Annotated in this window: 1 protein-coding gene; it reads left to right on the top strand. The window is 63.7% G+C overall.

Annotated features, from left to right (window positions below):
* Nucleotides 1–256: 256 nt before the first annotated feature.
* The gene (locus CAF63_RS03225) at nucleotides 257–13,258 is read left to right on the top strand and encodes a non-ribosomal peptide synthetase (RefSeq protein ID WP_085683387.1); all 13,002 of its coding nucleotides are present in this window, start codon (nucleotides 257–259) and stop codon (nucleotides 13,256–13,258) included.
* Nucleotides 13,259–13,314 lie beyond the last annotated feature (56 nt).

Below are 13,314 nucleotides of genomic sequence, written 5' to 3'. Positions count from 1 at the left end.
AACAGTGCGATCTGAGAACTGCGACACGCCGCCGCACTTGCCCAAGCGCCCAGCCCCGTTGGCGATCCAGCCTGCTGACTAATTATTTCAAGACGTCATCCGTTCTCATTGGTGAATGGATCCGGGTACGCAGCCTCGGACCTACCGCATTCCAATGCCTTGCACGGTCGGCGAAGACCGTGTCCCGCATGCCTTGCACGGGCATGCCGCAGCCAACCCGATTCCACCAGCAAGCCGAATTCAGGCAGGAAACCTCATGACCGACGCGTTCGAACTCCCCAGCACCCTGGTCCAAGCCCTCCAGCGCCGCGCGGCCCTGACGCCGGATCGGCTGGCCTTGCGGTTTCTCGCCGAAACCGAGGAACAGGCTGTGGTGCTCAGTTATCGCGAACTCGATCAGCGCGCGCGCACCATCGCGGCAGCGTTGCAGGCCGAGGCCGGATTCGGTGATCGCGCGGTATTGCTGTTCCCGAGCGGCCCGGATTACGTCGCGGCGTTCTTCGGTTGCCTGTACGCGGGTGTGATCGCGGTGCCGGCCTATCCGCCGGAATCGGCCAAGCGTCACCATCAGGAACGCCTGCTGTCGATCATCGCCGACGCCGAGCCGCGTCTGCTGCTGACCAGCGCCGACCTGCGCGACGCCTTGCAGCAAATCGAAGGCGCGCCGCCGCTATTGTGCGTCGACACTCTCGACGCTGAGCTGGCCGAACGCTGGGTCGAACCGGCCTTGCCGCAAGACCACATCGCCTTCCTGCAATACACCTCCGGCTCCACCGCGCTGCCCAAGGGTGTGCAGGTCAGCCACGGCAACCTGGTGGCCAATGAACTGTTGATCCGTCACGGCTTCGGCATCGACGTGAACCCCGACGACGTAATCGTCAGCTGGTTGCCGCTGTACCACGACATGGGCCTGATCGGTGGCCTGCTGCAGCCGATCTTCAGCGGCGTGCCGTGCATCCTGATGTCGCCGGCGTACTTCCTCGGCCGGCCATTGCGCTGGCTCGAAGCGATCAGCCAATACGGCGGCACCATCAGCGGCGGGCCGGACTTTGCCTATCGACTGTGCAGTGAACGCGTCAGCGAATCGGCGCTGGATCGTCTTGATCTGAGCCGCTGGCGCGTCGCCTATTCCGGCTCCGAGCCGATCCGTCTCGACACCCTTGAGCGCTTTGCCGATAAATTCAGCGCATGCGGTTTCAGTGAAAGCAGTTTCATGGCGTCCTACGGTCTGGCGGAAGCGACCCTGTTTGTCGCCGGCACACCGCGTGGTAAAGGCATTCCTGCACTGCGCGTCGACGATCAGGCCCTGGCACAGAACCGCGCCGAAGCGGGCGAGGGCAGCCCGATCATGAGTTGCGGTATCAGCCAGCCCGAGCATGCGGTGCTGATCGTCGAACCGAACACCCTCGAAGAATTGGCCGACAACGCCGTCGGTGAAGTCTGGGCCACCGGCCCGAGCATCGCCCTCGGCTACTGGCGCAACCCCGAGGCCAGCGCCAAGACTTTCGTCCAGCACGCCGGCCAGACCTGGCTGCGCACCGGTGACCTGGGTTTCATTCGCGACGGTGAACTGTTCATCACCGGTCGCCTGAAAGACATGCTGATCGTGCGCGGTCACAACCTCTACCCGCAGGATCTCGAGAAAACGGTCGAGAACGAAGTGGAGGTGGTGCGCAAGGGGCGCGTCGCTGCGTTCGCGGTCAATCAGAATGGCGAAGAAGGTATCGGCATCGCGGCGGAAATCAGCCGCAGCGTGCAGAAAATCCTCCCGCCCGAAGCGTTGATCAAAGCCATTCGCCAGGCCGTGGCCGAGGCGTATCAGGAAGCGCCGAGCGTGGTGGTGTTGCTCAACCCGGGTGCGCTGCCGAAAACCTCCAGTGGCAAGCTGCAACGTTCGGCCTGCCGCAATCGTCTGGCCGACGGCAGCCTCGACAGCTACGCGGTGTTCCCGTCGGCCACTGCGGAAATCGCTCTGGACTCGACGCCATTCGCCTCTGAACTGGAAGCGTTGATCGGCAAAGTCTGGGCCGAGCAACTCAACGTCAAACAGGTCAACGCCGACGATCATTTCTTCCTGCTCGGCGGCAACTCGATCGCCGCCGCCCAGGTGATCGCCAAGATCCGCGAAGAACTGAGCCTGGAGCTGAACCTGCGCCTGCTGTTCGAAGCACCGACCCTGTCCGCGTTCGCCGCAGCCGTGGCACAGCAGCAACAGGACGGCGGCAGCGCCCAGGGCGAAATCACCGCACTGTCGCGCAACGAAGCCTTGCCGCAATCCCTGGCGCAAAACCGACTGTGGATCACCTGGCAGCTCGACCCACAGAGCAGCGCCTACAACATCCCCGGTGCCCTGCGCCTGCGCGGCGAACTGGACGAAGACGCTCTGCGCGCCAGTTTCCAGCAACTGATCGAACGTCATGAATCCCTGCGTACGCGCTTCTTCGAACGCGATGGCGTGGCCCTGCAACAGGTCGAAGCGGCGGGTGAGTTCAACCTGCAACTGATCGACATCAGTGACCTGCCGGCCAGCGAACGTGAAGCCCGCGCACAACAGATCCGCGAGGACGAAGCCCGCACCCGGTTCGATCTGGAGAAAGGCCCGCTGTTGTGGGTGACGTTGGTTCGCCTCGACGATGAAGAGCATCAGTTGCTGGTGACGCTGCACCACATCATCGCCGACGGCTGGTCGCTGAACGTGCTGATCGACGAGTTCTCGCGTTTGTACGCCGCCGCGTCCCAAGGCCAGCGCGCCGAACTGGCGCCGCTGCCAACCCAATACGCCGACTACGGCAGCTGGCAGCGCCAGTGGCTGGCGCAAGGCGAGGGCGAACGGCAACTGGCGTACTGGAAAGCGCAGTTGGGTGACGAGCATCCGACCCTGGAACTGGCGACTGACCATCCGCGTTCTGCCAAACAAATTCAAAGCGCCGCACGCCATAGCGTTCGTCTGGGGATCAGCCTCAGCAACGCGATCCGCCAGACGGCCCAGGCCTATCAGTCCACGCCATTCATGCTGCTGCTCTCGGCGTTCCAGAGCCTGTTACATCGCTACAGCGGCCAGTGCGATATCCGCGTCGGCGTACCCAACGCCAACCGTCCGCGCCTGGAAACCCAAGGCCTGATCGGCTTCTTCATCAACACCCAGGTGCTGCGCGCCGACGTCGATTCGCGTCTGCCGTTCACCGAACTGCTGGCGCAAACCCGACAGGCTGCGCTCGGTGCCCTGGCCAATCAGGATCTGCCGTTCGAACAACTGCTCGAAGCCTTCCCGCAGGCCCGCGAACAGGGGCTGTTCCAGGTCATGTTCAACCATCAGCAACGCGATTTGGGCGCGCTCAAACGTCTGCCGGGTCTGCTCGCCGAAGAACTGCCGTGGCACAGCCGCGAAGCCAAGTTCGATCTGCAACTGCACAGCGAAGAAGACCGCAACGGTCGGCTGACGCTGTCCTTCGACTACGCCGATGAGCTGTTCGACGCCGCGACCATCGAGCGCCTCGCCGAGCATTTCAGCAACCTGCTGCGTGCTGTCTGCGAACGTCCGGAAAAAGCCATCGGCGACCTGCAACTGCTGACCGCCGCCGAAAATACTCAGCAAAGCGAATGGAGCATCGCCCCGTGCACCCCGGCGCAACAATGGCTGCCGGAACTGCTCAATGAACAAGCGCGGCAGACGCCTGAACGCACCGCGTTGGTGTGGGACGGCGGCAGCCTCGACTTCGCCGAACTGCACACTCAGGCCAACCGACTCGCCCATTACCTGCGCGACAAAGGCGTCGGCCCGGACGTGTGCGTGGCCATCGCTGCCGAGCGTTCGCCGCAACTGCTCATCGGCCTGCTGGCGATCATCAAGGCCGGTGGCGCCTACGTGCCGCTGGACCCGGATTACCCGGCCGAGCGTCTGGACTACATGCTCAACGACAGCGGCGTCGAACTGCTGCTGACCCAGACCGCATTGCTCGACCGCTTGCCGGCCAGCGAAGGCGTCAGCGTGATCGCCATGGACACCCTGCACCTTGAGAACTGGCCGAGCCAGGCACCGGGTCTGCATCTGCACGGCGACAATCTCGCCTACGTGATTTACACCTCCGGCTCCACCGGCCAGCCGAAAGGCGTGGGCAACACTCACGCGGCGCTGGCCGAACGTCTGCAATGGATGCAGAACACTTATCGCCTGAACGACACCGACGTGCTGATGCAAAAGGCCCCGATCAGTTTCGACGTGTCGGTGTGGGAATGCTTCTGGCCGCTGATCACCGGTGCGCGCCTGCTGATCGCCGGCCCCGGCGAACACCGCGATCCGCATCGCATCGCGCAGCTTGTTCAAGAATATGGCGTGACCACGCTGCACTTTGTGCCGCCGCTGCTTTCGCTGTTCATCGACGAGCCTTTGAGCACCGGCTGCACCAGCCTGCTTCGCGTGTTCTCCGGCGGTGAAGCGCTGCCGGCGGAGCTGCGCAACCGCGTGCTGGCGCAACTGCCGACGGTGCAACTGCACAACCGTTACGGCCCGACCGAAACCGCGATCAACGTCACCCACTGGCATTGCAGCGTGTCGGATGGCGAGCGTTCGCCGATTGGCCGTCCGCTGGGCAACGTGGTCTGCCGCGTGCTCGACAGCGATCTCAATCCGGTGCCGGCCGGTGTGCCAGGTGAACTGTGCATCAGTGGCATCGGTCTGGCCCGGGGTTACCTCGGCCGTCCGGCGCTGACGGCCGAACGTTTCGTGGCCGATCCGCTGGGCGAGCAGGGCGTGCGTCTGTACCGCACCGGTGACCGCGCACGCTGGACGAATGATGGTGTGATCGAATACCTCGGCCGTCTCGATCAGCAGGTCAAACTACGCGGCTTCCGCGTCGAACCGGAAGAAATCGAAGCCCGTCTGCTGGCTCAGGACGGTGTGGCCCAGGCTGCCGTACTGGTGCGTGAAACCGTCGCCGGCCCGCAACTGATCGGCTACTTCACCGCCACCGACGCCAATGAAGATCAGGACGGGCAAATCGCTCGCCTGAAAAACGCACTGGCCGCCGAGCTGCCGGAATACATGGTGCCGGCGCAACTGATGCGCCTGGACGCAATGCCCCTGAGCCCGAGTGGCAAACTCGACCGTCGCGCCTTGCCCGAACCGCAATGGCAGGTGCGCGAACACGTCGAGCCGGTCACCGAGCTGGAACAGCAGATCGCCGCAATCTGGCGCGAAGTGCTGGGCCTGAAACAGGTCGGCCTGCGCGACGACTTCTTCGCCCTCGGCGGTCACTCGCTGCTTGCCACCCAAATCATCTCCCGCACCCGTCAGGCCTGCGACGTCGAGCTGCCGTTGCGTGCCTTGTTCGAACACAGCGAACTCGGTGATTTCGCCGAACAGATCCGCCAGATCCAGGCCAGCGGTCGCACCAACAAACAGCCGCCGATCGACAAGGTTGATCGCAGCAAACCGGTGCCGCTGTCCTATTCCCAACAGCGCATGTGGTTCCTCTGGCAGATGGAGCCGGACAGCCCGGCGTACAACGTGGGCGGCATGGCGCGCCTGCGGGGCGTGCTGGATGTCGGGCGTTTCGAAGCGGCGCTGCAAGCGCTGATCCTGCGCCACGAAACCCTGCGCACCACGTTCCCGAGCATCGACGGCGTGGCCCGTCAGCAGGTGCATGCCGAAACCGGCGTGCGCATGGACTGGAAGGATTTCTCGAAGCTCGCCGCCGATGTGCGCGAACAGAAAGTCCAGCAACTGGCCGACGACGAAGCGCACCTGCCGTTCGATCTGGAAACCGGTCCGCTGCTGCGCGCCTGCCTGGTCAAGACCGCCGAGCAGGAGCATTACTTCGTCCTGACCCTGCATCACATCGTTACCGAAGGCTGGGCGATGGACATCTTCGCCCGTGAACTCAGCGCGCTGTACGAAGCGTTTGTCGACGATCGCGAATCGCCGCTGGAACCGTTGCCGGTGCAGTACCTCGACTACAGCGTGTGGCAACGCAATTGGTTGGAGTCTGGCGAGCGTCAGCGTCAGCTCGACTACTGGACCGCCCAATTGGGCCGCGAACATCCGCTGCTGGAATTGCCGGGCGACCGTCCGCGTCCGCCGGTGCAAAGCCACCAGGGCGAGCTGTTACGTTTCGACCTCAGCGATGATCTCGCCGCACGGGTTCGGGCGTTCAACGCGCAGAACGGTCTGACCCTGTTTATGACCATGACCGCCGCGCTCGCAACCCTGCTTTACCGCTACAGCGGCCAGACCGATCTGCGCATCGGCGCGCCGGTGGCCAACCGTATCCGTCCGGAAAGCGAAGGGCTGATCGGGGCGTTCCTCAACACCCAGGTGCTGCGTTGCCAGCTCGACGGCCAGATGTCGGTCGGCGAACTGTTCGAGCAGGTGCGCCACACCGTGATCGAAGGCCAGTCCCATCAGGACTTGCCGTTCGATCATCTGGTTGAAGCGCTGCAACCACCACGCAGCGCCGCCTATAACCCGTTGTTCCAGGTGATGTGCAACGTGCAGCGCTGGGAATTCCAGCAGAGCCGCATGCTCGCCGGCATGACCGTCGAGTACCTGGCCAACGATGCGCGGGCGACCAAGTTCGACCTCAACCTGGAAGTCACCGACCTCGACCATCGCCTCGGTTGCTGCCTGACTTACAGCACTGACCTGTTCGACGAGCCGACCATTGCGCGTATGGCCAAGCACTGGCGCAACCTGCTGGAAGCGCTGATCGCCGACCCACAACAGCGTCTCAGCGAACTGCCGCTGCTCGACGCTCCCGAGCAACAGCAATTGCTCGACAGCCTCGGCGTCGAGCCGGGCGAACACCGTCTCGATCAGTGCATCCATCACCTATTCGCCGAGCAGGCACTGGCGCGCAAGGACGCACCGGCTCTGACGTTTGCCGGGCTGACCCTGAGCTACGCCGAACTCGATGCCCGCGCCAATCGTCTGGCCTGGGCCCTGCGTGAACGCGGTGTCGGCCCGCAAGTGCGGGTCGGCCTGGCGCTGGAGCGTTCGCTGGAAATGGTCGTCGGTCTGCTGGCGATCCTCAAGGCCGGTGGCGCTTATGTGCCGCTGGACCCGGAATACCCGCTCGATCGCCTGCATTACATGATCGAAGACAGCGGCGTCGGCCTGCTGCTCAGCGACCGGGCGATGTTCAAAGCCCTCGGCGAACTGCCGTCGAACGTGGCGCGCTGGTGCCTGGAAGACGACAGCGCGGCGCTGGCCGCTTACCCGGCCACAGAGCTGCCCTTTATCAGCCTGCCGCAGCATCAGGCATACCTGATCTACACCTCGGGTTCCACCGGCAAGCCGAAAGGCGTGGTGGTGTCCCACGGTGAAATCGCCATGCACTGCCAGGCGGTGATCGAACGCTTCGGCATGCGTCCGGACGACTGCGAGCTGCACTTCTATTCGATCAACTTCGACGCCGCCACCGAGCGTCTGCTGGTGCCGCTGCTCAGCGGTGCGCAGGTGGTGCTGCGTGCGCAAGGTCAGTGGGACGCGGAAGAAATATGCGGCCTGATCCGTGAACATCGGATCAATATTCTCGGTTTCACCCCGAGCTACGGCAGCCAGTTGGCGCAGTTCCTCGCGACGCAAAACGACATCTTGCCGGTGCGCATGATCATCACCGGCGGCGAAGCGCTGACCGGCGAACACCTGCAACGGATTCGTGCAGCGTTCAAACCGAGCCTGTTCTTCAACGCCTACGGCCCAACCGAAACCGTGGTCATGCCGCTGGCCAGTCTGGCGCCGGACGTCTTGGAAGAGGGCGCCGGCAGTGTGCCGATCGGCAGCGTGATCGGTGATCGCGTGGCCTACATTCTCGACGCCGATCTGACGCTGGTGCCGCAAGGTGCGACCGGTGAACTGTTCGTCGGTGGCGCCGGTCTGGCGGTGGGGTATCACGAGCGTGCGGGCATCACTGCCGAACGTTTCGTCGCCGACCCGTTTGCTGCCGATGGCGGGCGCATGTACCGCACCGGCGACCTGGTGCGCCAGCGCGCCGACGGCTTGGTGGAGTATCTGGGGCGGATCGACCATCAAGTGAAGATCCGTGGTTTCCGGATCGAACTGGGCGAGATCGAAACTCGTCTGCTCGATCACGATTCGATCCGCGAAGCGGTGGTGCTGGCGCTGGATGCGCCGAGCGGCAAGCAACTGGTTGGCTACCTTGTGACCGAGGTCGCTTCGCGAAGCGAAGCCGAGCAGGCCGAACTGCGCGAAGCCCTGAAGGCGCACCTGAAGACGCAACTGCCGGACTACATGGTGCCGACTCATCTGATTCTGCTGGCGAGCATGCCGCTGACCGCTAATGGCAAGCTCGACCGCCGCGCGTTGCCAGCGCCGGATCCGGAGCTCAATCGGCAGGATTACGTGGCGCCGAGCAACGAGCTGGAGCAGACCCTGGCGCAGATCTGGTGCGAGGTGCTCAACGTTGAACAGGTTGGTCTCAACGACAACTTCTTCGAACTGGGCGGCGACTCGATCCTGTCGATTCAAGTGGTCAGCCGGGCGCGTCAGCAGGGCATTCACTTCAGCCCGCGCGATCTGTTCCAGCACCAGACCGTGCAGACGTTGGCGGCTGTCGCCAGTCGCAGTGAAACCGTGACCGCCGAGCAAGGTCTGGTGACGGGCGAATCGCGTCTGACGCCGATTCAGCACTGGTTCTTCGACACCGAGATTCCCGAGCGTCAGCACTGGAACCAGGCGCTTCTGCTGGAACCGACGGTTGCGCTGGAACCTCATCGTCTGGAGCAAGCGTTGCTGGCGGTGATCGAGCAGCATGACGCCTTGCGCCTGCGCTTCACTGAGGTCAACGGCGCATGGCAAGCGACCCATCAACCGGTCACCGATGCCGCCGTGCTGTGGCAGGTTCGCGTGCCATCGATGGACAAGTGCGCGGCGCTGTTCGCCGATGCCCAGCGCAGTCTCGACCTTGCCCTAGGCCCGCTGCTACGCGCAGTGTTGGTCGATGGGCCGGACGCTCAGCAACGACTGTTCATCGCGATTCATCACCTGGTGGTCGACGGTGTGTCGTGGCGCGTTCTGCTCGACGATCTGCAAACCGTGTATCGCCAGCTCGACGCCGATCAGTCGGTGAAACTGCCTGCGAAAACCAGCGCCTTCAAGGACTGGGCGTCGCGCTTGCAGGCCTACGCCGGCAGCGAATCCCTGCGTGAAGAACTGAGCTGGTGGCAAGCACAACTGGCCGGTCCGAATGCCGATTTGCCGTGCGAACGTCCTGAGGGCGGTCGCGAGAATCGCCATGCGCAAACCGTCAGCGTGCGTCTGGATGTAGAAAAAACCAAACAACTGTTGCAACAGGCCCCGAGCGCCTACCGCACGCAGGTCAACGACCTGTTGCTGACCGCGCTGGCCCGCGTGCTGTGCCGCTGGAGCGGTCAGCCATCGGCGCTGATTCAACTGGAAGGCCACGGCCGCGAAACCCTGTTCGACGAGATCGACCTGACCCGCACCGTCGGCTGGTTCACCAGCGCCTATCCGCTGCGCCTGACCCCGTACAACATCGAAGAGGCTGCCGGGCAGGGCGCTTCGATCAAGGCGATCAAGGAACAACTGCGCGCTGTGCCGCACAAAGGCCTCGGTTATGGCGTGCTGCGTTATCTCGCCGATGACGCCAGCCGTCAAAGCATGGCGGCGTTGCCGAACGCGCCGATCACCTTCAACTACCTCGGCCAGTTCGACCAGAGCTTCGGCAGCGACGCGCTGTTCCGTCCGCTGGATGAATCGGTCGGTGCCGCCCACGATCCGCACGCACCGCTGCCGAACGAGTTGAGTGTCGACAGTCAGGTGTACGGTGGGGAATTGCTGCTGCGCTGGACCTTCAGCGCCGAACGCTACGACGCGCAGACCATCAACGAGCTGGCCGATGCCTACGTCGGTGAGTTGCAGAGCCTGATCGAACATTGCCTGCAGGACGAGGCGGGTGGCCTGACGCCGTCGGACTTCCCGCTGGCGAAACTGACCCAGGCGCAACTTGACGCACTGCCGGTGCCGGCGGCGCACATCGAAGACGTGTACCCGCTGACGCCGATGCAGGAAGGCATGCTGCTGCACACCTTGCTCGAGCCGGGCACCGGTCTGTACTACATGCAGGATCGCTACCGCATCAACAGCGAACTCGACCCCGAGCGTTTCGCCCAGGCGTGGCAAGCGGTGGTCGCCCGTCACGAAGCGCTGCGTGCGTCGTTCTGCTGGAACGTCGGCGAAGACATGCTGCAAGTGATCCACACCCCGGGTCGCACGCCGATCGAGTACCTGGACTGGAGCGCCATCGCCGACGCCGAGCAGGAGCCGAAACTGCAAGTACTGCTCAAGGCCGAGCGCGAAGCCGGGTTCGATCTGCTCAATCAGGCACCGTTCCACCTGCGCCTGATCAAGGTCGGCGCGGCGCGCTACTGGTTCATGATGAGCAACCACCACATCCTGATCGATGCCTGGTGCCGTTCGCTGCTGATGAACGATTTCTTCGAGATCTACACCGCTCTGGGCGAAGGTCGCGAAGCGCAATTGGCAGTGCCGCCGCGCTACCGTGATTACATCGGCTGGCTGCAACGCCAGAGCCTGGCCGAAGCGCGCCAGTGGTGGCAGCAGAATCTGCAAGGCTTCGAGCGCACCACGCCGATCCCGAGCGACCGCCCGTTCCTGCGTGAACACGCCGGCGAAAGCGGCGGCATGATCGTCGGCGACCGCTACACCCGACTGAATGTCGAAGATGGCGCCCGTCTGCGTGAGCTGGCGCAGGCCCATCAGCTGACCATCAACACCTTCGCCCAGGCGGCGTGGGCACTGGTGCTGCGCCGTATGAGCGGTGATCGCGACGTGCTGTTCGGCGTGACCGTGGCCGGACGCCCGGTGGAAATGCCGGAGATGCAACGCACCGTCGGCCTGTTCATCAACAGTATCGCGCTGCGGGTACAGATCCCGGCGGACGATCAGCGCGCCAGCGTGCGTCAGTGGTTGAGCGGTCTGCTCGACAGCAACATGCAACTGCGCGAGTACGAATACCTGCCGCTGGTGAACATCCAGGAACAAAGCGAACTGCCGAAAGGTCAGCCGCTGTTCGACAGCCTGTTCGTATTCGAAAACGCCCCGGTGGAAGTCTCGGTGCTGGACCGTGCGCAGAGCCTCAACGCGACCTCGGACTCGGGCCGTACCCACACGAATTTCCCGCTGACAGCCGTGTGCTACCCGGGCGATGACCTCGGTCTGCACCTGTCTTACGACCAGCGCTACTTCGACGAGTCGACCATCGAGCGCATGCTCGGCGAGTTCAAGCGTCTGTTGCTGGCGCTGGTCGATGGCTTCCATGGCGATATGGCCGACCTGCCGCTGCTGGGCCATGAGGAACAGGACTTCCTGCTCCACGGCTGCAACCAGAGTGAGCACGACTATCCGCTGGAGCAGAGCTACGTCGAGCTGTTCGAAGCGCAGGTCGCGCAACATCCGCAACGCATTGCCGCCAGTTGTCTCGATCAGCAGCTGAGCTACGCCGAGCTGAACCAGAACGCCAACCGTCTCGGCCATGCACTGGTCGCGGCAGGAGTGCAGATGGATCAACCGGTGGCGCTGCTGGGCGAACGTAATCTGGATCTCTTGGGCATGATCATCGGCAGCTTCAAGGCCGGTGCAGGTTACCTGCCGCTGGATCCGGGCCTGCCTAGTCAGCGTCTGCAACGCATCATTGAACTCAGCCGTACGCCGGTGCTGGTGTGTACCGAAGCTTGCCGTGAACAGGCGACGACCTTGCTGGATGAGTTCAGCTGCGCCAACCGTCCACGCTTGCTGGTGTGGGAAGAGGTTCAGGCCGGCGCGGTGTCGTCGGCGAATCCGGGCATCTTCAGCGGCCCGGACAACCTGGCCTACGTGATCTACACCTCAGGCTCCACCGGGTTGCCGAAGGGCGTGATGGTCGAGCAGCGCGGCATGCTCAACAACCAATTGAGCAAGGTGCCGTACCTGAACCTGAGCGACGCCGATGTGATCGCCCAGACCGCTTCGCAAAGCTTCGACATTTCGGTCTGGCAGTTCCTCGCCGCGCCGCTGTTCGGGGCGCGGGTGGACATCGTGCCGAACACTATCGCCCACGATCCGCAAGGCTTGCTGGTGCATGTTCAGCAGCAGGGCATCACCGTGCTGGAGAGCGTGCCGTCGCTGATACAGGGCATGCTCGCTTCGGAGCGCCTGAGCCTCGACGGTCTGCGCTGGATGCTGCCGACCGGTGAAGCGATGCCGCCGGAACTGGCGCACCAATGGTTGCTGCGTTATCCGGAGATCGGTCTGGTCAACGCTTACGGCCCAGCGGAGTGCTCGGACGACGTGGCGTTCTTCCGCGTCGATATGGCCTCGACTCGCGGCAGTTACCTGCCGATCGGTACGCCGACCGACAACAACTTGCTGTACCTGCTCGATGGCGCGCTGGATCTGGTGCCGCTGGGTGCGGTGGGCGAGTTGTGCGTGGCCGGCACCGGTGTCGGTCGCGGTTATGTCAGCGATCCGCTGCGCACTGCGCCGGTGTTCGTGCCGAATCCGTTCGGTGCGCCGGGCGAGCGTCTGTATCGCACCGGTGACCTGGCGCGCCGTCGCAGCGATGGGGTGCTGGAGTACGTCGGTCGGGTCGACCATCAGGTGAAGATTCGCGGTTACCGGATCGAGCTGGGCGAAATCGAGGCGCGTCTGCATGAGCAACCGGAAGTTCGCGATGGCGCGGTCGGCGTGCAGGAAGGCGTCAACGGCAAGCATCTGGTCGGCTATCTGGTCGCCGCAGATTCTGCACTGAATCAGAGCGAACGGCTGGAGCGGATCAAGCAGCGCCTGCGCGCCGAACTGCCGGAATACATGGTGCCGCTGCATTGGCTGTGGCTCGACCGGTTGCCGCTCAACGCCAACGGCAAACTCGATCGCAAGGCCTTGCCGGCACTGGAGATCGGCCAGTTGCAGAGTCAGGATTATCTGGCGCCGCGCAGCGAACTGGAACAGACCCTGGCCGATATCTGGGCCGAGGTGCTGAAGGTCGAGAAGGTCGGGGTATGCGACAACTTCTTTGAACTCGGCGGCCATTCGTTGCTTGCCACGCAGATTGCGTCGCGGGTGCAGAAAGCCCTGCAACGGGACGTACCGCTGCGAGCGATGTTCGAGTGCAGCACGGTGGAGGAACTGGCCGGGTACATCGAAGGGCTGGCGGCCAGTGACATTACCGAGGAGAAGGTAGATCGCCTGAATGACCTGATGGCGGAGCTGGAGGGCCTGTAAACAACAGCCCGCGACAACGGCGACAGAAAACATGGTTTTCTCTGTAGCCGTTGTCG

It is taken from the genome of Pseudomonas sp. B20(2017) (assembly GCF_002113125.1).
Classification (GTDB): domain Bacteria; phylum Pseudomonadota; class Gammaproteobacteria; order Pseudomonadales; family Pseudomonadaceae; genus Aquipseudomonas.
The sequence above is the reverse complement of the archived record's forward strand: the minus strand, read 5'-3'. Positions and strand labels throughout refer to the sequence as shown.